This window comes from Streptomyces sp. f51 (genome assembly GCF_037940415.1).
GTDB lineage: Bacteria > Actinomycetota > Actinomycetes > Streptomycetales > Streptomycetaceae > Streptomyces.
On the sequence record NZ_CP149798.1, the window covers coordinates 6,600,823 to 6,622,889 of the forward strand.

At 71.3% G+C, this 22,067-nt stretch carries 16 protein-coding genes; 8 read left to right on the plus strand and 8 right to left on the minus strand.

What is annotated here, in order from left to right:
- Window positions 1-14: 14 nt before the first annotated feature.
- The 3 genes from WJM95_RS28600 to WJM95_RS28610 form a co-directional block, all read right to left on the minus strand.
- Entirely contained in the window at window positions 15-1,100 is a 1,086-nt protein-coding gene (locus tag WJM95_RS28600; protein WP_339132876.1) for a mechanosensitive ion channel family protein, read from the minus strand.
- Window positions 1,101-1,370: 270 nt separating this feature from the next.
- Entirely contained in the window at window positions 1,371-2,135 is a 765-nt protein-coding gene (locus WJM95_RS28605; protein WP_339132878.1) for a crotonase/enoyl-CoA hydratase family protein, read from the minus strand.
- Between the two features lie 126 nt (window positions 2,136-2,261).
- Window positions 2,262-3,245: a lysylphosphatidylglycerol synthase transmembrane domain-containing protein gene (locus WJM95_RS28610; RefSeq protein ID WP_339132880.1), complete on the minus strand. Its 984-nt coding sequence runs from the start codon at window positions 3,243-3,245 to the stop codon at window positions 2,262-2,264.
- A 204-nt stretch (window positions 3,246-3,449) separates the two neighbouring features.
- Between WJM95_RS28610 and WJM95_RS28615 the strand changes: the two genes are divergently transcribed.
- Window positions 3,450-5,351 carry an ABC transporter ATP-binding protein gene (locus WJM95_RS28615; protein ID WP_339135902.1) on the plus strand — a complete coding sequence of 634 codons (1,902 nt, stop codon included), beginning with the start codon at window positions 3,450-3,452 and terminating at the stop codon, window positions 5,349-5,351.
- Between the two features lie 192 nt (window positions 5,352-5,543).
- On the opposite strand, the gene WJM95_RS28620 is transcribed toward WJM95_RS28615, so the two are convergent.
- On the minus strand, window positions 5,544-8,765 hold the full coding sequence (locus tag WJM95_RS28620) for an alpha-L-rhamnosidase (protein WP_339132882.1): 3,222 nt from the start codon (window positions 8,763-8,765) through the stop codon (window positions 5,544-5,546).
- Between the two features lie 667 nt (window positions 8,766-9,432).
- Here WJM95_RS28620 and WJM95_RS28625 point away from each other — a divergent pair.
- Window positions 9,433-11,568, plus strand: a complete 2,136-nt coding sequence (locus WJM95_RS28625; RefSeq protein WP_339132884.1) for a glucose PTS transporter subunit IIA — start codon at window positions 9,433-9,435, stop codon at window positions 11,566-11,568.
- A gap of 115 nt (window positions 11,569-11,683) precedes the next feature.
- Window positions 11,684-12,565: a PRD domain-containing protein gene (locus WJM95_RS28630; RefSeq protein WP_339132885.1), complete on the plus strand. Its 882-nt coding sequence runs from the start codon at window positions 11,684-11,686 to the stop codon at window positions 12,563-12,565.
- A gap of 88 nt (window positions 12,566-12,653) precedes the next feature.
- On the opposite strand, the gene WJM95_RS28635 is transcribed toward WJM95_RS28630, so the two are convergent.
- Window positions 12,654-13,421 carry a contact-dependent growth inhibition system immunity protein gene (locus tag WJM95_RS28635; protein WP_339132887.1) on the minus strand — a complete coding sequence of 256 codons (768 nt, stop codon included), beginning with the start codon at window positions 13,419-13,421 and terminating at the stop codon, window positions 12,654-12,656.
- Between the two features lie 362 nt (window positions 13,422-13,783).
- Between WJM95_RS28635 and WJM95_RS28640 the strand changes: the two genes are divergently transcribed.
- Genes WJM95_RS28640 through WJM95_RS28660 form a run of 5 tightly spaced genes read left to right on the plus strand, consistent with a single transcriptional unit; the run spans window position 13,784 to window position 17,999 of the window.
- Window positions 13,784-14,599, plus strand: a complete 816-nt coding sequence (locus WJM95_RS28640; RefSeq protein ID WP_339132889.1) for an ABC transporter ATP-binding protein — start codon at window positions 13,784-13,786, stop codon at window positions 14,597-14,599.
- Complete coding sequence (locus WJM95_RS28645; RefSeq protein WP_339132891.1) at window positions 14,596-15,444, plus strand: ABC transporter permease; 849 nt, start codon at window positions 14,596-14,598, stop codon at window positions 15,442-15,444. Before WJM95_RS28640 ends, WJM95_RS28645 begins: the two co-directional genes overlap by 4 nt.
- A gap of 11 nt (window positions 15,445-15,455) precedes the next feature.
- Complete coding sequence (locus WJM95_RS28650) at window positions 15,456-16,436, plus strand: LLM class flavin-dependent oxidoreductase (protein ID WP_339132893.1); 981 nt, start codon at window positions 15,456-15,458, stop codon at window positions 16,434-16,436.
- The gene (locus WJM95_RS28655; RefSeq protein WP_339132895.1) at window positions 16,429-17,073 is read left to right on the plus strand and encodes a flavoprotein; all 645 of its coding nucleotides are present in this window, start codon (window positions 16,429-16,431) and stop codon (window positions 17,071-17,073) included. The genes WJM95_RS28650 and WJM95_RS28655 overlap by 8 nt, the downstream gene beginning before the upstream one ends.
- Window positions 17,070-17,999 (plus strand): hypothetical protein, encoded by a 930-nt coding sequence (locus tag WJM95_RS28660; protein ID WP_339132897.1) that lies wholly within the window; start codon window positions 17,070-17,072, stop codon window positions 17,997-17,999. Before WJM95_RS28655 ends, WJM95_RS28660 begins: the two co-directional genes overlap by 4 nt.
- Before the next feature lie 130 nt (window positions 18,000-18,129).
- Here the strand turns inward: WJM95_RS28660 and WJM95_RS28665 are convergent, their stop codons facing one another.
- The 3 genes from WJM95_RS28665 to WJM95_RS28675 form a co-directional block, all read right to left on the minus strand.
- A complete protein-coding gene (locus WJM95_RS28665; RefSeq protein ID WP_339132899.1) occupies window positions 18,130-18,552 on the minus strand; it encodes a transposase in 423 nt (140 codons plus the stop codon).
- Between the two features lie 576 nt (window positions 18,553-19,128).
- Window positions 19,129-20,565 carry a pitrilysin family protein gene (locus tag WJM95_RS28670; RefSeq protein WP_339132901.1) on the minus strand — a complete coding sequence of 479 codons (1,437 nt, stop codon included), beginning with the start codon at window positions 20,563-20,565 and terminating at the stop codon, window positions 19,129-19,131.
- Window positions 20,566-20,568: 3 nt separating this feature from the next.
- Entirely contained in the window at window positions 20,569-21,882 is a 1,314-nt protein-coding gene (locus tag WJM95_RS28675; protein WP_339132903.1) for a pitrilysin family protein, read from the minus strand.
- Window positions 21,883-22,067: the final 185 nt, after the last annotated feature.

The window sequence follows — 22,067 nt, forward strand, 5'->3', positions numbered from 1 at the left end:
GCTTGCGCCCGTGCTCAGGGACGCTTGGCGGCCTCGCGCTGATGCGGAATGGCCGTCTCCAGGAAGCCCGCCGCGCCGGTCTGGATCGCGACCGTCCGGGCGGGCGACGGAATCCGGATGCCCTCTTCCCGGTAGCGCTTGTGCAGGCGCTTGATGAACTCGTGCTTGATCCGGTACTGGTCGCTGAACTCGCCCACACCGAGGATCACGGTCAGACCGATGCGCGAGTCGCCGAACGTGTGGAAACGCACGGCGGGTTCGTGCTCCGGCACGGCGCCGTCGATCCCGGTCATCACCTGCGCGACCACCTCGTTCGTGACCCGCTCGACGTGGTCGAGGTCGCTGTCGTAGCCGACGCCGACCTGCACGGTGAGCGTCATCCGCTGCTCGGGCCGGGTGAAGTTGGTCATGTTGGTGCCCGAGAGCTGGGCGTTGGGGATGATGACCAGGTTGTTGGAGAGCTGACGGACCGTGGTGTTGCGCCAGTTGATGTCGACGACGTATCCCTCCTCCCCGCTGCTCAGCTGGATGTAGTCACCCGGCTGGATCGTCTTCGAGGCGAGGATGTGCACGCCCGCGAAGAGGTTGGCGAGGGTGTCCTGGAGCGCGAGGGCGACGGCCAGACCGCCCACGCCCAGGGCCGTGAGCAGGGGCGCGATCGAGATGCCCAGGGTCTGGAGGACGACCAGGAAGCCGATCGCCAGCACCACGACCCGGGTGATGTTCACGAAGATGGTGGCCGAACCGGCGACGCCCGAGCGGGACTGGGTCACCGAGCGGACCAGGCCGGCGATCAGCCGCGCGGCGGTGATCGTCGCGACCAGGATGAGCAGCACGGTCAGCGACCGGTTGACGGTGCGGCCGACCGGCGCGGTCAGCGGAAGCACCGCTGCCGCCGCGGCGACGCCTCCGGCCACCGCGGACCACGGCACGACGGTGCGCAGCGCGTCCACCATGACGTCGTCCCCGCTCCAGCGGGTGCGCTCGGCGTGCTTGCCGAGCCAGCGCAGCAGCATCCGCAGCAGGAACGCCGCCAGCAGCCCGGCCGCCACGGCTATTCCGGCGATCATCAGGTCGTCCACGGTGACGGAGCGCTTCATCGACGACCTCCTCGCGGGCCGGGGCCGTCGGCGGGGCCGGGGTGAGGGCCCGTGGGCCGAATGTGCTGTGTCGTCACTTGCCACCTGCTCGAATCCGGGGACGCGCGGTCGTGCCCGGACGAATGATCATCTTCGCCCGGGAGACCGCTCATCCTGCCGCATCCGACCGCCCCTTCGTCACCAGCCCCGTACGGGACCGCTCTTGGGTTTCCGTGACGGCCGCCGGGCCCAACTGCCGTGCCCCGTGCGCCCGGACGGGGTGCGCGGGCGTCACTGCCCGCCGAAGGAACCGTGCCGTCCCGCGCCGGACGCGAACCGGGCCGCGCCCTCCATGCCCTCCTTCAACACGCCCATGCCGTGCAGGAGTTCGGTCCGCATGGCCTCCTTCTCGACCAGGCCCTCCTGGTCGAGGACCGAGGCACGGTCGCTGCGCAGACAGGACTGGGGGAAGGCGGCGATCTCGGCGGCCAGCCGCTCGGCCTCGGCGCGGGCCCGGCCGGCCGGGACGAGACGGTTGGCGAGCCCCATCTCGTACGCCTCCCGGGCCTGGACCGGACGGCCGGTGAGGATCAGGTCCATCGCACGGCTCGTGCCGATGAGCCGGGGCAGCCGGACCGTGCCCCCGTCGATCAGCGGCACGCCCCAGCGGCGGCAGAACACCCCGAAGACGGCGTCCTCCTCGGCGACCCGCAGATCGCACCACAGCGCCAGTTCGAGGCCGCCGGCCACGGCGTGCCCGGCGACGGCCGCGATCACCGGCTTGGTCAGGCGCAGCCGGGTGGGCCCCATCGGCCCGTCACCCTCCTCGGCCACCGCGTTGCCCCGCTCGGTGCCGATGGCCTTCAGGTCGGCGCCCGCGCAGAAGGTGCCGCCCTCGCCCCAGAGCACGGCGACCCGCGCGGACTCGTCGGCCTCGAACACGCGGAAGGCGTCGGCGAGTTCGGCCGCGGTCGGTCCGTCCACCGCGTTGCGGGCCGCGGGCCGTGAGAGGACGACCGTGGTGACGTGACCCTGACGTTCGCTACGGACCGGCATCGCGCTGTCCCTTCGGCGGCCGGCGCGCCACACCGCGCGCCGTGGTTACTCCTCGGTATCACAACCGGCGCCACGACGCACGACCCTGGGCGCCCCAGCCCCTCGGGGCGACCCCGCTCCCGCGTGTCAGATCACCTTCCAGCGGACCAGCGCGCCGAGCGTCAGCGCCCCCGGCAGCAGCGGCAGCCACACGGTGATGATCCGGTACGCGAGCACCACCGCCGTCGCCACGGCCACCGGGCCGCCCGCCGCGACCAGGGTCACGACCAGCGCCGCCTCCACCGAGCCGAGCCCGCCGGGCGTCGGCACCATCGCGACCGCGATCGTCGCCGCCAGATACGCGATCATCATGTGCGTCGGGGACACCGGGAGGCCGAGGGCCCGTCCGACCGAGGCCAGTCCGGCGGCCTGGAGCAGCGGGAAGGCCAGCGAGCCGCCCCACAGGGCCAGCGCACGGGACGGGCGGCTGTGCACCGAGCGGGCCTCCCCGAAGGCGGTGCGCAGGAAGGAGAACACGGCCGCGCGCAGCCGTCGTACGAGAAGGAGCACCGCGAGCGCGCCGCACAGGGCCAGCGCGGCGACGAGCAGCAGGGGCGCGACCGCGCCGTCCGGAAGCAGGCCGTCGACCCGCAGCGCGTCGGGGAACGCGATCAGCAGGCCGAGGAGCAGGGTCAGCCGGGCGACCGCCTCGGCCAGCAGATACAGCGCGAGCGCGGCCGACGAACGGGCCAGCGGCACTCCGCACACCGTCATGAACCGCAGGTTGACCGCCCCGGCGCCGAGCCCCGTGGGCAGCAGATGGTTCGCGGCGCCCGCGGCGAACTGCGTGGCCAGCAGCCTGCGGGCGGGCAGCCGTTCCATGACGGCGCCCTGACGGGTCACGGCCGCGGCCACCCAGGTCAGACAGGTCGCGGCGGCCGCCGCCACGAGCCAGGGCCACTCGGCCGACCGCAGATGACCGAAACCCTCGACCAGCACGGACCGGTGGCGCACGGCCACCACGAGGACCAGCGCGAGCGGGAGCAGGCACAGGACCGGCCGGACGGCGGGGCGCAGGACGAGACGGCGGGGGAGCCGGGGCAGCGCCCGGGGAAGTCGTACGGCTGTCACATCGGGAGAGGCTTTCCGCGCCGCACCAACGCGAGGTTGCGGGCGCGCGGACGGCGGCTGACACCCGGGGCAAGCCGCGGCAGTGGCCGACCTCGCACGCCCCACGCCGGCCACGGGGCCCCTCGGGTCCCGCCCGCGCGCGTGCTCCCGCCCGGATCGGTTGACCTCAACAATGCTTGAGGTCCTACTGTCTCTCCCATGAGCATGGAGACCACAGCCTGGACACAGTTGCACAGTGTCATGAACGCCCAGCAGGAGCGTCGTCCCTTCGACCGTGCGACGCTGCGCCGCATCGCCGCCTTCGCCCGTCCGCACCGCCGCCGTATCGCGCAGTTCGTCCTCCTCAGTGTGGTGACGGCGCTGCTGGCCGTCGCGACGCCTGTGCTCGCGGGGCATGTCGTGAACACCATCGTGGCCCACGGCGACGAGAGCACCGTCGTCCGTCTTTCCGTGCTCATCGCCGTCATCGCGGTGGCCGAGGCGGGGTTCGGGATCCTTGGCCGCTGGCTCTCCTCGACCCTCGGCGAGGGCCTCATCCTCGATCTGCGCACGGCTGTCTTCGATCATGTGCAGCGCATGCCGGTCGCGTTCTTCACACGTACACGTACGGGCGCGCTCGTCAGTCGACTCAACAACGACGTGATCGGCGCCCAGCGCGCGTTCAGCAACACCCTGTCCGGCGTCGTCAGCAATCTGGTGACCCTGCTGCTCACCCTCGTCGTGATGCTCACCCTGTCCTGGCAGATCACCCTGCTCGCGCTGGGCCTGCTGCCGGTGTTCGTCATCCCCGCCCGGCGGATGGGCAGCCGCATGGCCAGGCTCCAGCGCGAGGCCGCGGACCTCAACGCCTCCATGGGCACCCGCATGACCGAGCGCTTCTCCGCGCCCGGCGCCACCCTCGTCAAGCTCTTCGGGCGGCCCGGGGAGGAGTCCGCCGAGTTCGCGGCGCGCGCCCGGCGGGTGCGGGACATCGGGGTGCGCACGGCCATGGCGCAGTCCGCCTTCATCACCGCCCTGACCCTGGTGTCGGCCCTGGCGCTCGCCCTCGTCTACGGACTCGGCGGCTGGTTCGCCCTGCGCGGCACCCTGGAGCCGGGCGCGGTCGTCTCGCTCGCGCTGCTGCTGACCCGCCTGTACGCGCCGCTGACCTCGCTGGCCGGGGCGCGTGTCGAGGTCATGAGCGCCCTGGTCAGCTTCGAGCGCGTCTTCGAGGTGCTGGACCTGAAGCCGCTCATCGAGGAGAAGCCGGAACCCCGTACGGTCCCCGAGGGGCCCGCGGCCGTCGAGTTCGAGGACGTCCGCTTCGCCTACCCCTCCGCCGACAAGGTCTCCCTCGCCTCCCTGGAGGAGGTCGCGGCCCTCGACACCCGGGGCGGCGACGAGGTCCTGCACGGCATCTCCTTCCGCGCCGAACCCGGCCAGACCGTCGCGCTCGTCGGCTCCTCGGGCGCCGGCAAGTCGACCATCGCGCAGCTGCTGCCCCGCCTGTACGACACCGACTCCGGGGCCGTACGCATCGGCGGCGTCGACGTCCGCGAGCTCAGCGCCGTCTCGATGCGCGCGACCCTCGGCATGGTCACCCAGGACGGGCACCTCTTCCACGACTCCGTCCGCGAGAACCTGCTCCTCGCCCGGCCCGAGGCGGCCGAGGAGGATCTGTGGGACGTGCTCCGCCGGGCCCGTCTCGACGACCTCGTACGGTCCCTGCCCGACGGCCTCGACACCGTGGTCGGCGAGCGCGGCTACCGGCTCTCCGGCGGCGAGCGCCAGCGCATGACCATCGCTCGGCTGCTGCTCGCCCGTCAGCGCGTGGTCATCCTGGACGAGGCCACCGCGCACCTCGACAACACCTCGGAGGCGGCCGTACAGGAGGCGCTCACCGAGGCGCTGGAGGGCCGCACCGCCGTCGTGATCGCGCACCGGCTGTCGACGGTCAGGGCCGCCGATCTGATCCTGGTGGTCGAGGCGGGACGGATCGTCGAGCGGGGCACGCACGACGACCTGCTCGCCGCGGACGGACGCTACGCGGAGCTGTACCGGACCCAGTTCAGGACCGGCCGGCCGGGCGAGGAGCCGGTCGCGGTGACCGCGGACGCGACGCCGTAGCGATCGGACGCGACGCCGTGGCGATCGGACGCGACGCTGTAGCGATCGGGTTGGCCGCCGTAGCGACCGGGTTGGCCGCCGTAGCGACCGGGCGTGGCGCCGTGGCGACCGTTTGGGCCGCCGGTCGCGATCGGGTCGGCCGCCCGCCGCGTTCGGCGGGCGGCCCACCCCGGTTCGCGCCGGGACAGCCGGTCAGACGGTGAACCGGTGGTGTCCCGATCCGACGCGGTACACCGCGCAACCGTCCTCCCTGCGCAGGAAGGCACCACCGCTGTGCGTGACCGCGTCCGGCCCGGTCGCCGGGACCCACACCTCGGCCGTGGTGTTGGCGGGCACGGAACAGCTGAGGTCGAACCCGGCCGAGCTCTGTCGCCACCGTGTGGAGACCGGGCCGTACACGGACGTGAAGGTGGCCCGCGCGGAGGTGACGCCGCCGCCCGGCCGGGGTCGTACGACGATCTCCCGGTAGCCGGGCCGGCCCGGCGCTATACCGGCCACGGTCGCGTACATCCACTCGCCCACCGAGCCGTAGGCGTAGTGGTTGAAGGAGTTCATCTCAGGGCTCTGGAAGCTGCCGTCGGGACGGATGGAGTCCCAGCGTTCCCACATCGTGGTGGAGCCCTTGTCGATCTGGTAGCCCCAGCTCGGGAAGGAACGCTGCCCGATCAGCCGGTAGGCGACGTCGGTGTGCCCGGTCTCGGTCAGGACCGGGAGCAGCCGGGGCGTGCCCAGGAACCCCGTCGACAGATGCCAGTCCCTCGCGCGGATCAGGTCGACGAGACGCCCGGCCGCCGCCGTGCGCAGGGCCTCCGGAACCAGGTCCATGGACAGGGCGAGGACGTACGCCGTCTGCGTGTCGCCCCGTATCCGCCCGGCGGCGTCGACATAGGCGCCGCGGAACGCCTCACGGACCCGTTCGAACAGGCCGGTCCAGGGCGCGGGATCCTCGCCGAGAGCCGTGGCCATCCGGGAGGCGAGGTCGGCGCTGTGCGCGAAGTAGGCGGTGGCGATGACCTCCTTGGGCGTCTCGTCCGAGACGTTCAGCCAGTCCCCGTATCCCTCCGCGGGCCGCAGCAAGCCCGCGCTGTGGCGCTCCAGGTAGCCGAGCCAGGCCTGGACCGACGGCCACGCGTCGGCCAGGACCTGCCGGTCCCCGTAGGCCTGGTACAGGGACCAGGGGACGGTGACTCCCGCGTCGCCCCAGCCCGCGACCCCGTTGCCGACCGTTCCGACCATGGGCGCCACGTCCGTGAACGCGCCCTCGGCGGTCTGGCCGTCGCGCAGGTCCACGAGCCACTTGGACAGGAAGCGCGCCGACTCCATGGTGTAGGCGGCCGTGGGGGCGAAGACGTTGATGTCACCGGTCCAGCCGAGCCGCTCGTCGCGCGCGGGCGTGTCCGTGGGGACGGAGAGGAAGTTGCCCCGCTGGCCCCAGGTGATGTTGCTGTGCAGCTGGTTGAGCAGCGGGACGTCGGTCTCGAAGTCCAGGGTGAAGGGCGCCGACGTGTGCATGACGCGACCGGTCACGGCCTCCGCGGTGGGGGTGCCGGGGAACCCGGTGACCTCGACGTAACGGAAACCGTGGAAGGTGAACCGCGGCTCGTAGATCTCCTCGCCGTCGCCCTTGAGGGTGTACGTGTCGGTCGCCGCGGCCGAGCGCAGGTTCGCGGTGTAGAGGGTGCCGTCCGGGTTGAGGACCTCGGCGTGGCGCAGCCGGACGGTCGTCCCGGCGTCGCCCGAGACACGCAGCCGGACCGAGCCGACCATGTTCTGGCCCAGGTCGAAGACGTGGACCCCGGGCGCGGGTTGGGTGACCTTCTCGGCCGGCCGTTCACCGGCCACCCGCACCGGGCCGTCGGTCTGCGCCACGATCCGCGGGGGCGCGGTGTCGCCCGCGCCGCGCACCGCGAGCCAGGTCCGGTCGTCGAAACCGGGTGAGGTCCAGCCGGCGGTCTCCCTGCGGGCGTCGTACGTCTCGCCGTTCAGGAGGTCGGCCGAGACGATCGGTCCGGACGCGGCTCGCCAGTCCGTCCCCGAAGTGACGCGCTCACGCGTCCCGTCGGCGTAGTCGACCTCCAACTGCGCGAGCAGCGACGGGCGTTCGCCGTACTGGTGGGGCCCGAACATCCCGACGTCGCCCGCGTACCAGCCCGGCGCGACCCAGGCGCCGAGGGCGTTGGCCCCGGGTCTCACCAGCGCGGTGACGTCGTAGGTCTGGTACTGGACGCGTTCGCGGTAGTCGGTCCAGCCGGGGGCGAGCTGGTCGCTGCCCACGCGGTGGCCGTTGAGGTGGGCCTCGTACAGGCCCAGAGCCGTGGCGTAGAGGCGGGCGCGCACCACCTTCCGTGCGGGCAGGGTGAACTCGTGCCGCAGCTGGTTGGCGGCGAACGAGGCCGGAACGACCCTTCCCCAGGGGCCCGATCCCCAGGCGGCGGCGACCTTCGCGGTCGTCCAGCCACTGTCGTCGAAACCGTCCTCGCGCCAGGTGCCGGGCGGCTCCGCGTCCGTCGTCCTCCAGGACGCGTCGGTGACGATCCGCCGTGCGCCGGACGCCGTGCCGAGGGTGAGGGCGGCGATCAGACCGGCGGGCCCCACCGTGGCGTTGGTCGCCGCGACCGCGATGACGTTCCGGCCGGGGCGCAGCGTTCCGAGGACGTCGACGACGGCCGGACGGCGCCAGTCCTCGTTGTCGGTCGCCAGATCGGTGCGGGCCACTTCGGCGCCGTTCACCGAGAGCGAGAAAACGTTGTCAGCGGTGATGGCGATCTTCGCCGCCGTGACGCCGTCGGGGAGATCGAGGACGTGCCGGAACCACCGTGTGGCCGCCGGAGCGCTGCTCGCCGGATCCCCCTCGGGGAACCAGATCCAGGCGGCCCCTTCGAGGGAGGGCGCGTCCGTGAGGGCCGTGGGGGCCGAGACCCAGTCCGCCGACCACGGGGTGTCCATGAGCCCGGTCTCCCACCAGGACGGCTCGCTCCAGTCGGAGGCCGCGCCGTCGGCGTCCCAGACCCGCACGGACCAGAAGTAGCGCGTGCGCGGGGCGAGTCCGGGGCCCGCGTACGGGACCAGGACGGACTGGTCGGACGTCACCTTCCCGCTGTCCCACACATCGGGACGGGACAGGCCGGGGACGGTCGAGGCGACCCGGATCCGATACGCGCTCTGCGTGGTCCCCGGCTTGTCCGACACCATCGGCCAGCTCAGCCGGGGGTGGTGCGCGTCGAGGCCTAAGGGGTGCTGGACGTACTCGACGGTCGGGGCGGTGACGCGCGGAGCTGCGCGCCGAGCGCGCGGTCCGGCCGAGGGGGTCGTCGCCGTCGTCGCCGTCGCCGCCGTCGCGGCGGCCGGTCCGGCTCCCGCGACCGTCACGGCGGCGCCCGCCGCACTCGCCAGGATGTTCCTCCTGCTGATCAACTGCGGCCCCTCACCTAGGAGTTGTGAATCGATTCATGGCGGTGAAGGTAGGGGTGGGGGAGGGAGAGGTCAACAAGGGGGGCGGGATTTTCCTGAATTCGGCCCTGCTGATCCGTGTCATCACGCGATCCGGCCGGTTCGCCTCCTCGAACATTGAACGGTTTCAATTGGGTGGGGGCGGGCGGCTGCGCGGGTGGTCGTGTCGGCGAAGGGGCGTTGCGGCGGGTCGTCGTGGCCGGCGTGTACTCGGCCGGTCTGCGCCTGGCCGGTGCGTGCCTGGCGGGTGTGTGCCTGGCCGGTGTTTTTCGGGCCGGCGGGTTCGGGGTCGCCGTGACGCCGGAGCCGCCGCGCGACGCGGGTTCCGGGTCGCCGTGACACCGGAGCCGCCGCGCGAACATCCGCGGGACCGGAGCCCGTCCGCATGGCGCAAACCGGTCGGACCAGCTGGTATAGTCATCAACGATCGATCTCGATCGCAGGATTGTTACTCCCTATGGAGACCATCGTCGTCGCCCCGTGCGGCGCCGGACGGTGCGCCAGTGGACGGGAGGCAAGGCCTGGGTGGCGCCCCGTGCGCTCCCCGGGCCTTTTTTGTTGCCCCGGTCCGTGCGTGAGAGGTCGCGGACCGATGCAGTATCGCAAGAACCAGAGGATGCAGGGACGCAGCATGAGCACAGTCACACCCGAGCCGCTGGCGGAGAAGATCCTCCGCGGCGTCGGCGGACCCGAGAACATCGAGAGCCTGACGCACTGCGCGACGCGGCTGCGTTTCCAGCTCCACGACGGCACGAAGGCCGACCAGGCCGCGCTCGACGCCCTCGACGGTGTCATGGGCACCGTGCCCCAGTCCGGCGACCGCTTCCAGATCGTGATCGGCGGAGCCGTCGCGGGCGTCTACTCCGAGATCATGAACCTGCCGTCGATGAGCGGTGCCGGGGCGCCCCGGCCGCAGACCGACGCCGACGTCAAGGCCGAGATCCGCTCCAAGGGCCGCGGCCGCTACGCCTGGCTCGACAACTTCTTCGAGTACCTCTCGGACTCGTTCCGCCCGCTCCTCGGCGTGCTGCTCGGCGCCTCGCTGATCATCGCGATCGCGTCCATGCTCGACGCCTTCGGCCTGGTCGACTTCCGCGCCGCGAACAAGTCCGCCACCTGGGTCTTCGTCGACTCGATGTGGCGCTCGGTGCTGTACTTCCTGCCGATCATGGTCGCCTACAACGCGGCCAAGAAACTGAAGATCGATCCGTGGGTCGGCGCCACGGTGATGGCCGCGGTCATGACGCCGAACTTCACGGGCATGATCGGCTCCAAGACCCCCGGTGTCGTCACCCACACCAACACGACGCTGGGCACCACGGAGTCCGTGGCGCACGTCTTCGGGCTGCCGATGCAGCTCAACGACTACGGCGGCCAGGTGTTCGTGCCGCTGCTGATGGTCGCCCTGCTCGCCCTGGTCTACAAGGGCCTGAAGCGGATCTTCCCCGAGAACGTGCAGATGGTCTTCGTGCCGTTCTTCAGCATGCTGATCATGATTCCGCTGACCGCGTTCCTCATCGGTCCTATGGGCGTCTGGGCCGGCAACGGCCTCGGCACGGGTCTGTCCTGGCTGAACGGCCACGCCCCGATCGTCTTCGCCATCGTCATTCCGCTGCTGTACCCGTTCCTGGTGCCGCTGGGTCTGCACTGGCCCCTGAACGCGCTCATGCTCGTGAACATCAACACCCTCGGGTACGACTTCATCCAGGGCCCCATGGGCACGTGGAACTTCGCCTGCTTCGGCGCGACCGCCGGTGTGCTGCTGCTCTCGATCCGGCACCGTGAGAAGGACATGCGTCAGACCGCCACGGGCGCTCTGGCCGCGGGTCTGCTGGGCGGCATCTCCGAGCCCTCGCTGTACGGCATCCACCTGCGCTTCAAGCGGATCTACCCGCGCATGCTCATGGGCTGCCTCGTCGGCGGTGTGATCATCGGCATCCTCGGCGGCGTGAACACCAAGGCCTTCGCCTTCACCTCGCTCCTGACGATCCCGGTCTTCTCCCCGATGATCAAGTACATCATCGCGATCTCGGCGGCCTTCTTCACCTCGATGGCGCTCGTGTACTTCTCCGACTACCGCACCCGCGAGGAGCGCGCCCAGGTGAACGCCGAGCGCGACGCGGCCCAGGCCGCCGCCCGCGGCGAGGCCGCCCCCGTCGCTCCCGCCACTCCGGCCGGGACCCTAGTGGCCGACGACCGCGAGCTCGTCGGTGTCGGCGCCACCGCCGCAGGCGTTTCCACGGCGGCCGGTAGCGCCTCCGCCGGCGCCTCCACCGGCTCCGCCGTCACGGCCGAGGCTCCCGCCGCCGCGAAGCAACTGGAGCTCATGGCGCCGGTCGCGGGACGGGTGATCGGTCTGGGCGAGGTCGAGGACCCGGTCTTCGCCTCCCGCGCGCTCGGCGAGGGCGTGGGTATCGAGCCGGCCGACGGCCGCGTCGTCGCCCCGGTCGACGGTGAGCTGATCACCGTCGCCGACACCGGCCACGCCTTCGGCATCCGCACCGCGAACGGTGTCGAGGTCCTCATCCACGTCGGCATCGACACCGTGAAGATGCAGGGCGAGGGCTTCGACGTGCGCGTCGCGGCCGGGCAGAGGATCGCCGCCGGCGACCTCCTCGCCGAGGTCGACCTCGGTGCCGTGCGGGCCGCGGGACACCCGGCCGTCACCCTGATGACCGTCCTCAACACCGCGGACATGACCTCGGTCGAGCCGCACGTCGGGCAGGACGTCACCGCCGGCACCCCCGTGGTGACCGTGCGACGGTGATCAGCCCCGCTTGACGCAGGTGATCCGGCGCGTGCACGCCTCCCGCGAGGGACGCGTGCACGCGCCGTGTCGGCGTTCGGGGGACCATGGAGATCGACGGAAAGGAGGGCCGGCGGTGAAGGCTGTGCGTGTCCTGAACAACAACGTGGTCCTCGCGAGCGACGAGAAGGACCAGCCGGTCATCCTGACCGGGCGCGGCATCGGCTTCAGCTCCCACCAGGGCAAGCCCGTCGACCCCACGCTCATCGAGCGTGTCTTCGTCCCCGCCGACGGCCGCGACCCCGCCGCGGGCTCCGTCCCCGAAGCGGACCCCGCCCGACTGGCCGAGGCCATGGCCCTCATCAGCGAGGAGATCCTGGAAGCCGTCGTGACCGCGCTCGGCGACGCCGGCATCGAGGGCCGCGAGTCCACCCGGCCCACCCTCGCCATCGCGGTCGCCGACCACGTCGCCGGAGCGCTGGACCGGGCCGCGCGGGGCATCGTCATCGAGTACCCGCTGCGCGCCGAGGTGCAGACCCTGTACGCCACCGAGTACGCCCAGGCACAGCTCCTGCTCCAGGCCATCAACGAGCACGTGACCCCGCAGCTGGACGCCTCCGAGGCGACCCCGCTGGCCCTGCACCTGGTCAACGCGGGCTTCGTCTCGGGCGACCTGTCCTTCACCTACACGATGACCGGGGTCATCCAGCAGATGCTCGCCGTCATCAGGGAGCGGTACGGGCTGGACATAGCCCACGAGTCGATGAGTGTGGCGCGGTTCATCACCCATGTGCGCTATCTCTTCGTACGCGTCCAGCAGCACCGGCAGCTGAAGGGCCACGAGTCCACGATCGGTGTGGGAATCCGCCAGTACTACCCGGAGGCGACCCACACGGCCCAGCAGCTCGCGACGATCGTCGAACTGCGCCTGGGCCGCAAGCTGAGCGAGGACGAGGTCTCCTATCTGGCGCTCCATGTGGCCCGCATGACGATGGAGGCTGACGACACGGCAGCGTGAGCCGCGAACCGCCCCCGGCCCGACACTCCCGGTCGCCCCCGTGCGGACTGCTCATCCCTGTCGCGTGGTGCGTCGACCGAACTCGCTGTCAGGCTTCGTTCCCCGGCAGGGTTGAGAGGAACGCGTCGATGTCCTGACGGAGGTAGCGTGAGACGTCGGTCAGGGCGGCGACGGTTTCCTTGAGTTCGTGAGCCAGCTCGGGGGCGGTGGCCCAGACTTCTGGCTTTCTGGTGATGACCGCGTACAGCAAGTCGTCGTCGAACCAGCCGCCCTCGGCCTGCTTCGACGCGGTGTCCCGCAGAATTCCCACCGCCACCGGCAGGAGCCAGGGCAGTCCGACATCCTGCCCGATCAGCCGCGCCAGCTCGTGCGGCGCCAGGGTCGCGGCCGGTCGGCGCCGCAGCTCGTACACGTTCCGGACCATGGGGGTCGAGTCCGCTGGAGGTGCAGGCCAGCGAAGACCCTCCAACTCCTCGAGGGAGCAACCGCGGTCGAAGGGCTCGGGCATTGTCGGTCCTCTCGTGCTCCGCAGCCGTCGGCGCGAAGGGCATGACTTCTGGCGTGCGTCAGCGCGTCCGCGCTGTTCATGGTATGTATCGGCGTCGTCCGCAGTCGCCGTCACCCGTGGCCGATGGACTTCAGGAAGCGGTTCAGCCGTTCGAGCTCGACGATGGCGTCCTTTCGCTTCCTGCTCAGCACTTCCCATGCCGCTTCTGGCCTGTTTCAGGTCGCTGATGTGGTCGAAGGGGGTGCCGTCGCGCTTTCGGGCCACGACTTCGCCTCTGGCCTCGCGGCGAGCGGCGCTGTAGTGGTTGTGGTTCGGCTGGGAGTTGAAGGACCCGATCGGGTCCTTCATGGCCTCCGCCTGGCCGACATCCGCCGCCGCGGCGTGGACCTGTAACCGACCACAGATCTCGGGACGGGCCGGCCCTCCCTTCCTCCCTCGCCGACCGGCCCGTCCGGGTAGGCGACCAAGAAACCGCGCGGGTCCATTACTTGGGAAACCGCTGGCCGGAAGACGCGTCGTGGCTGGTCGGGGCCTGGATGCGGCTGTCTGAGGAGGACACCTCGAGGCTGGGCCACATCGCCGCGAGAGTGCCGACGAAGATCGTTCCGTCGTTAGGGTCCAGCGTTATGGCCCTTCCCTCAGCAGCGCCGCCGGTGACGGCAGCGGCTTCCGAACCTGTCCCTCCCGCGATCCTGATCCGGAACCTGCGGATGCGCTACGGCGCACGCGATGTGCTCCACGGAGTGGATCTGGAGGTGCGGCGGGGGGAGGTGCTGGCGCTGCTGGGGCCCAACGGGGCCGGCAAGAGCACCACCATCGAGATCCTGGAGGGTTTCCGGCAGCGTTCCGGTGGTGACGTCAGCGTGCTGGGCACCGATCCCGAGCACGCCGACGGCGCCTGGCGGGCACGGCTTGGCATCGTCATGCAGTCCTGGCGCGACCACGCCCGCTGGCGGGTAGGGGAGTTGGTCGAGCACTTCGCGCGGTACTACCCGGACCCGCGCGATCCGGGCGAGCTGCTGGAGACCGTCGGACTGTCGGAGCAGGCCGGCCAGGAGTGCCAGAAGCTCTCCGGAGGCCAGCGGCGGCGTCTGGACGTCGCGCTGGGCATCATCGGGCGGCCCGAACTGCTCTTCCTCGACGAGCCGACCACCGGGTTCGACCCGGAGGCGCGGCGCGACTTCCACAGCCTCGTCGAGCGGCTGAGCGCGGTCGAAGGCATGACGGTCCTGCTCACCACCCATGACCTCGCCGAGGCCGAGCGGCTGGCCGACCGCATCGCGATGCTCGTCGCCGGCCGTCTCGTCGCCGCGGGGTCCGTCGACGAACTGGCCGCGCAGATCCAGGCCGACGCCGAGGTGCGCTGGTCCGAGGACGGCCGGCGGTGCCGGCAGCACACCAAGGACCCCTCCGCTCTGGTGTGGGACCTCCACACCCGGCTCGGCGGCCCCATCCCTGACCTGGAGGTGCGCCGGCCCACGCTGGAGGACACCTATCTGGGCATGCTCCACCAGGAGGAAGCGTGATCAGCCGACAGTCCCTCGCCGTTGGCCTGCACCGGGGGAGGACCGAACTACGACAGACCGCGCGCACCCCCCGCGAGTACCTGGGTCATCTGACCAATCCGGCGATGTTCCTGCTCACCGCGTCGTTCCAGACCGGCACCATCCCCGGCAGCCCGGTGCCCTCCTCGCGCATGGTGATCGCCGGCAGTGTCGCCGCGCTCCTCGCCATGATCGCGATGGTGTGGCTGCCACAGCAACTGGCCACCGAGCGCGAGGACGGCACGCTGCTGCGCCTGCGCGGCACGCCAGGCGGCATGGCCGCCTACCTTGTGGGCAAGACGATGATGGTCCTCGTGATCGCCGGGCTGAGCACCGCGCTGCTGCTGGTCGGCGGCGCGCTCACCACCGACTCGGGCTTCCCCCGGAGCGCGGATCGCTGGGTCACCCTGCTGTGGGTGACCGCGCTGGGTCTCGTCGCGCTGTCCCTGCTCGGTGCCGCGATCGGCGCGATCCTGCCCAACCCCCGTCAGGCTCTGGCCTGGGTGATGATCCCCATGCTGGGACTCCTGTTCGTCTCGGGGATCTTCTTCCCGGTCACGAGCATGCCGCAGTGGCTGCGGATCACCGGCGAGGTCTTCCCCCTGAAGTGGATCGCCCAGGGCATCCGTTCCGCCCTCCTGCCCGACAGCGCGCTGGTGGCGGAGACCGGCCGGAGCTGGCAGCACTGGCAGACCTTCGGTGTCCTCGGGGCGTGGACGCTGCTGGGGCTGCTGCTCGCCCCGCGGCTCCTGTTGAAGTCCTCACGCCGGGAGTCCGGCAGCCGCCTGGCGGCGCGCCGTGAACTCGTCGGCCAACGTTCCTACTGAGGGGTGATCCCGTGACCTCCACGCACAACACCAGCATCATGTACCCGATCCAGGCCTCAGGCACGGGGCAGGTCCTGCCCTTCGCCCGGCTGTTGCAGCGCCGCGGCGCGGGCCGCCTGTGGCTGGGACAGTCCCTGAGGCTGGACACCCACCAGCTCTTCGCCGCCCTGGCCGGTATGGGGTATCGCATCCCGATGGGCAGCGGGGTGACCCTCGCGCCGCTGCGTCACCCGTACGACGCCGCCGTACAGGCGCGTTCGGTGGCAGCCCTCAGCGGCGCCCCGTACGTGGCCGGCATCGGCCCGGCGGCACCGGAGTTCCAGGACTCCCTGCTTTCGGAGCCCTATGCCAAGCCGCTCACCGCGATGCGGGAGTACATGACGTCCATGCGCGAGCTGCTGGACGGCGGACTCGCGTGTCGCGACGGCGCGTACCACTCCATCGACGCCCAGCTCATCGCCATGGACGCCCCGCCGGTCGAACTCGGCCTGGGAGTCCTGCGTCCGCGGATGGCCACGATGGCCGGCGCGGTCGCCGACGTCGCCGTCACCTGGATGACCCCGGCGGACTACATCGCCGACACCCTCGTACCCGCACTGGCCGAGGGCGCCGCGGCGGCGGACCGCGCCGCGCCGCGGGTGGCGACCGTGATCCACGTCGCCGTCGCCCGACCTGGCCGCGACATCCGCCTGGCGGCCCGCCGCGGCGCCGGCGCCCACCTCAGCGCCGCCCACTACACCGACATGCTCCGCCGCGCCGGCGTTCCCGCCTACGCGCACGATCCGGACGCCGGCGCGGACGCCCTGGTCGAGGCAGGGGTGTTCGTCGCCGGAACGCCCGATGAGATCGCCGCCGAACTCCACCGCTATCGGAAGAACGGTGTCGACGAGGTCGTCCTCAACCCGGCCGGCATCATGCACATCGAGGGTCTGGGCGCCGCCATGACCGACCTCCAGGACATATTCGCCGCCCTGGACCGCCTCCATGGCTGAGAACACCGGGAGCACGCCTCCGCCCGAGGGACCGGCACCGGACTTCGGTGCCCGCAGGGTGCTCTTCGCGGGTACCGGCTCCCTCGGGGTGATGTTCATGCCGATGTGGCTCAACTGGCTGCGGACCGCCTACCCGGACATCGAGGTACGCACCGTGCTCACCCGGTCCGCGCAACGGTTCGTCACGCGTGACGCGCTGACCGCGTTCGCGGGCGGAACGGTCCTTCAGGACGTCTGGCCGGACGAGCCGGACGAAGGCGCCACCCACGTCGAGCTCGCCCAGTGGCCCGACGCGGTCGTCGTCCACCCGGCGACGTACAACTTCGTCGGCCGACTGGCCCAGGGCGCCGCGGACACCCCCCTTCTGCTGGCCCTCCAGTGCACCCGGGCACCCATCGCCGTCGCTCCCGCGCTGCCTCCCGGCGGCGTGGAGTCCTACGGCTACCGTCGGCACGTCGCGGCACTGGCGGAGCGCCCCAACGTGACCGTGGTGCCCCCGCAGCCGGGCTACAGCGTGACGACGGGCCGCCCGGGCGCCACCGTGGCCACGCCGCTGCCCGCCGTGATCCCCGTCCTGGAACGGCTCAGGGCCCGTCTGGCAACCGCTCCTTCACCCGGTGAGGAGAAGGCACGATGACGCAGCCGACCGGGCCCGCCGTGCAGGAGTTCGCCACCGGCTTCCTGCGCACCGCGATCCACCCCCACGGCCCGGGATACCTGTGGATCCGTCGCCCGGGCGACGACCGCCCGGTCCCGCTGAGCGCGCCCGGCGCGCCGGTGCGCGCCGCGCTCACGGCGCTGCGCCCGGCCGGTCTGCGGCTCGCGCTCCCGGAGGCGGTCGGAGACGCCCTGCACTACCAGGTGCCGGGCCCGGTCCCGGTGGCCAAGCTCTGTGTGGGCCGCGACCCCGGTCTTCCTCCCGGGCCGGTGGCCGGAGCCCTCTCCGGGACGGGCGCGGCCCTGCGCCTGCTCCACACCGGTGTTCCGGCATCCCTGGCCCTCTCCGGGCCGCCGGGCCCCGCCCGGCTGGCGTTCTGGATACGCGAGGGCGGCGGGCCGCGAGCCGCGCAGGCCTTCCACACCATCGTCCGCCGCCAACTCGGCACGACCCGGTGGGACCTGGTGCAGGAGTGGTGCCACGCTCTGGCCACCGACCTGAGCGGCGGGGTCTTCCTGCACGGTGCGCCCAGCCTGGGTTCGGTCGTCGTGGGGGACGCACCGGACGGCGGTTGCCTGCTGTCCGGCGAGGACGTGGCCCGCGGTCCCGCCGACTTCGATCTCGGCTGGCTGCTGGGGGAGTTCGTCGAATGGCGGATGACGCTGCGGCGCCGGACACCGGGTCTGGACCTGGATCCGGACGACTTCCACACCGCTCTGGACGCACTGGGCCGGGGCTATGGCGAGCCGGCCGATCCGGTGGCGGCCGGGCGGGCCGCGGTGCTGCGCGTGTTCACGCATGCCCATGACTTCGCCGCGTACATGGGGTGGCATCCCGAACTGCTCGAATACACCGTGAAGATAGCCGAGTTGATCGACGACGAGGGTGCCCAGGCCCTGTTCTGACCGCGGCGCGCTCCCGCATCCGTACGACGACGTGCCCCCCGGTGGCGACCGCCACCGGGGGGCACGGGTCATCCTCGGGCCGGGCCGATCTCACCCGTGTCGGGGCGGTTCGGCCGGGCGGGGATGTGGTTCATCTTCCAGCGCGTGTAGGTGCGCCGAGGGATTCCCAGGATCTGGCAGTACCTCGAGACGTTGATCCCGGCGTCCTCCCTGATGGCCTCGAGGTCTGAAAAGGGACGGTGCGGTACTCACCCGATTTACGCCGCACACGCAGTTGTACGTAGGCTTCTCCCAGTGCGGTCTTCAGTTCCGTGATTTCGGAAAGGAGGTCGCGTTCGCGCTGGGCATTACGGGACGCGCCTCCTTCGAGGCCGATGCGTCCGCCGTCGAGGAACTGTCTTTTCCAGTTTCCGATGGACTGTTCGGATACGCCCGCGCGTCGGGCGGCCTCGGCGATCGTCCGGGATCCGGACAGGACCTCGAGCACGATCTTCAGTTTTTCCGCAGCTGGCATTACCGGAGGGCGTGACATCGCCTCTCTTCTCCAATTCATGACGCGCGGGGCGCTGTTGAATGCGCGTCCCGCGGTAGATCTGGCGGGGTGCCGGGCGGAGCGGCGGTCGTTCCGGTCCGTCGGCCTGTCCCGTGTGAGCTGCGGCGCCTGTGAGTCAGGGTCCAGGCCGACGGCCTGAAAACCCGACTCAAACAGGGCCGTGGCAGTTCACGAAGATGTGTGGGAATCCGAATGCTCGCGACGGACGGCGTCCGTGCGGGCGCATGCCGATCTGGCTTCTGGTGGCTCCATTTTGTTTCCCCCTAGGAAAGACGGGTCAGGTCTTTCTTGTGAACTCGCTTCTGTCCTGCCTTGTTACGGAAGTGGTGAGGCGTTGCGACCGGGCTGTGAAAGTCTGCCCAGGGCCCGGCGAATGCCTTTCGATAAGAAGATCATATCCATGGCTCATTGCGGAGGGCAACAAACTTGGGCCGCAATTGAGGTTGCGCATAGCGGACATATTCCAACGTGGCGCACCGGGTGTCCCCGTCCCCGGTTCCGTCTTCGGCCGACGGCTGGAGCGGCCGTGGCACGCCTGCGCGGGTGTCTTCCGGCCCGCCACTCAGCCGCGGCGGGTCACGACCCGGCCGCACCGACCGCCGTCCCGGCGTCGGCGATCTCGACCCCGCCGACCGCCCGCAGCCCAGGGGCCAGACGGTCCGCGTCCCCGACGACGACACCGCTGAACGCGTCGGGATCGAAGAACTCCCGGGCCACCTGGGCGACCTGATCACGGGTGACGCCCCGCAGGAGGTCGGGGAAGGCCGTCACCCGCTCCGGCTCGTGTCCCAGGCAGACGGCGGTGGCCACACTGCCCGCGAAACCCGCCTGCGACGCCAGGGTCAGCATCGTCATCCCGACGGTGTATTCGCGCGCCGCGTCCACCTCGGTCGCCGACGGAGGCTCGGTCGCAAGACGCCCCAGCTCGGCCCGGATCTCCTGGTAGGCCGTCGCCGTCGCCTGCGTGGCCGTGTCGGCGTCGGCGGTGAGCATCAGGCGGTCCAAGTGGTCCTCGAACCCCGCCTCCGCGCGGTAGGCCAGCCCCTTGTCCTCCCGGATGTTGGTCACCAGCCGGGAGGAGAAATACCCTCCGAACACCAACGTGGCCAGACTCAAGGCCGCGAAGCGGTCATCGGTGCGAGTCACCGCCGGCCGCACGAGCTTGATCTGCGACTGCACCGCGCCGGCCCGCGGCACCAGAGCGACGCGCCCGGCACGCAGCGGCGGCAAGGGCGAGGGCGTCGGCAAGGGGCCGCCAGCGCCCCAGGCGCCTGTGGCCGCGGCCACCGATGCGACCGCCTTCTCAGGGTCGAGATCCCCCACCAGCACCAGCACCGTGCCCCGCGGACGCAGCCGCTCGTGGTGCAGGGCCCGCACGGCCGCGCCGGTCACCGCGGCGACCGGCGCGGCAAAGGGCACTTCCTGGAGGGCGGGCAGTTCGCCGTAGCAGTGCGCCACCAGGGCTTCCTGCGCGACCACTTGAGGCTGCGCGCGGATCAACGCGATCTGCCGTACCATCCGCTCGCGTACCGGCGCGATCTCCGCCTCGTCCGCGTTCGCCTCGGTGACCGCGTCGGCCAGTGCTCCGACCAGGGTGTCGAGCGCGTGACCGGGCGCGGACCCCGACACCTGGAGCCATTGAGAGGAGCGGTGGGCGGCCAGCGTGACGCCGTGCCGGGCCATTTCGGTGTCCCGGGCGGTCCCCTCGCCGCGCCCCCGCCGGAACAGGACCGTGGCAAGGACCTCGGCCGTGGCCGCGTGCGTGAAGGTGGCGCCGGCGAAGGGCACCGACATCCGCAGTTCGACCATCGGTGTGGACGGCTGCCGGGCCGCGATCACCCGCAGGCCGTTGGGCAGCACGGTGTCGGCCATCGCCGGCAGACAGTGGCCGCGGGGGGCCTCCAGCGGCGGCAGCGTGCGTGCTCCGGCCGCGGTGCGGCCGATCTCCGCGGCGCTGCGGTGGGCACGGGCGGGCTCTCCGGCGGGGGAGGGGACCAACGAGGTGACGGTCACGAGTCAGCTTCCTGACGGGATCGGGTGGAGGGAAGGCGACGCGGCGGGACGCAGACTCAGTACGGCGCGCGCGTCCGGCCGCAGGGACGCGGCGGCCCGCGCCAGGTCCCGCGCGCTCACGCGGGCGAGCCGGCCGGGCAGTTCATCGACGAGTTCGGCCTTGCCGAAGAGCACCTCCTGCGCCCCGAGGGCGCGGGTGCGAGCCAGCAGCATGTCGTACTTGCGGTGCGTTCCCGCGCTGCTGAGGGCCGTTGCGCGGGCCAGCTCCTCCTCGGTGGGGCCCTGCGTCGCCAGCGTCGCGAGCTCATGGTCCAGCACTTCGAGGAACCGGTCCGTCGCGGTCTCCCACGGATGCGTCGCCACACACAGGAACGTCTCGGGATCCCGGGCCTCCAGTGCGCCGAACAGCCCGCAGCCGGTGCTCACATCGGTCACCAGGGGCGAGGATCCGTGGATCATCCGCCGCCGGAGCCTCGACGACTCGCCCGCACCGGTGAGCACCACGCACAGCACCATGTGCGCCAGGTAGCCGTCCAGGTCCCTGTTCGGATCCGGCATGCGGTAGCCGACCGCGGTGGCGGGCATCGGCGCGTGCGGGTCGGTGTGGTCGCCCCGCAGTTCGCGCTCGGGTGCACGCTCGCTCAGGTCGACCGGAACCGGCGGGCGTCGTACCGGGACGTCGTGGAAGTGCCGGTGGATCAGCTCGGCCGCCCGGTCCGGGTCGACGTCGCCCGCGACGGTCAGCACCGCGTTCCCCGGCGCGTAGTAGCGGTCGAAGAACGCGGCACATTCGTCGACCGTCGCCTGTTCCAGGTCTGTGAAGTCGCCGTAGCCGTTGTGCGCGTTGGGATAGGTCCCGAAAAGCAGTCCGGGCAGCACGGTCCAGGGAAACCCGCCGTAGGGTTTGTTCATCACGTTGAGGCGGATCTCCTCCTTGACCACGTTCACCTGGGTCCGCAGGTTGTCCTCCGTCAGTTTCGGAGCACGCATCCGGTCGGCCTCCAGGAAGAGAACGCGCTCCAGTGCGGCAGACGGAACCACCTGGTAGAAATCCGTGTAGTCCTGGTGCGTCGAGCCGTTGGCAGTACCTCCGGCCGCCTGCACATGACCGAAGTGTTCGGTCCTGGCCACGCTCTCACTGCCCTGGAACATCAAATGTTCGAAGAGATGGGCGAACCCGGAACGTCCCCGGGGCTCGGACCGGAAACCGACGTCGTAATGCACACTGACGCCCACCGCCGGAACGCCGGATATCGGGTACAGGACGACCCGCAGGCCGTTGGGCAGGGTGAAACGGTGCAGGTTCGCAGGGGGCATGCCCGGTACCTTAGGGGACCCGGACGACGCCAAGAAGGCCGCAGATAACCGGTTACTTTGGTCCGGAAAGGGCCGCCCGCACCGCTGCTGACGGCGCGTCTCCCCGGCGCCCCGGTCCGTCCCCACCCAAGAACGACGGGATAGTGAGCCATTTGTTGGCGGCGCCCGCGGACGGTTCCTACGCT

What these genes read in the sequence shown, in the direction of transcription:
- WJM95_RS28600 (WP_339132876.1), bottom strand. Translation starts at nt 1,100, where the DNA reads ATGAAGCGCTCCGTCACCGTGGACGACCTGATGATCGCCGGAATAGCC.
- WJM95_RS28605 (WP_339132878.1), bottom strand. Translation starts at nt 2,135, where the DNA reads ATGCCGGTCCGTAGCGAACGTCAGGGTCACGTCACCACGGTCGTCCTC.
- WJM95_RS28615 (WP_339135902.1), top strand. Translation starts at nt 3,450, where the DNA reads ATGGAGACCACAGCCTGGACACAGTTGCACAGTGTCATGAACGCCCAG.
- WJM95_RS28625 (WP_339132884.1), top strand. Translation starts at nt 9,433, where the DNA reads ATGAGCACAGTCACACCCGAGCCGCTGGCGGAGAAGATCCTCCGCGGC.
- WJM95_RS28635 (WP_339132887.1), bottom strand. Translation starts at nt 13,421, where the DNA reads ATGAAGGACCCGATCGGGTCCTTCAACTCCCAGCCGAACCACAACCAC.
- WJM95_RS28640 (WP_339132889.1), top strand. Translation starts at nt 13,784, where the DNA reads ATGCGCTACGGCGCACGCGATGTGCTCCACGGAGTGGATCTGGAGGTG.
- WJM95_RS28655 (WP_339132895.1), top strand. Translation starts at nt 16,429, where the DNA reads ATGGCTGAGAACACCGGGAGCACGCCTCCGCCCGAGGGACCGGCACCG.
- WJM95_RS28660 (WP_339132897.1), top strand. Translation starts at nt 17,070, where the DNA reads ATGACGCAGCCGACCGGGCCCGCCGTGCAGGAGTTCGCCACCGGCTTC.
- WJM95_RS28665 (WP_339132899.1), bottom strand. Translation starts at nt 18,552, where the DNA reads ATGAATTGGAGAAGAGAGGCGATGTCACGCCCTCCGGTAATGCCAGCT.
- WJM95_RS28675 (WP_339132903.1), bottom strand. Translation starts at nt 21,882, where the DNA reads ATGCCCCCTGCGAACCTGCACCGTTTCACCCTGCCCAACGGCCTGCGG.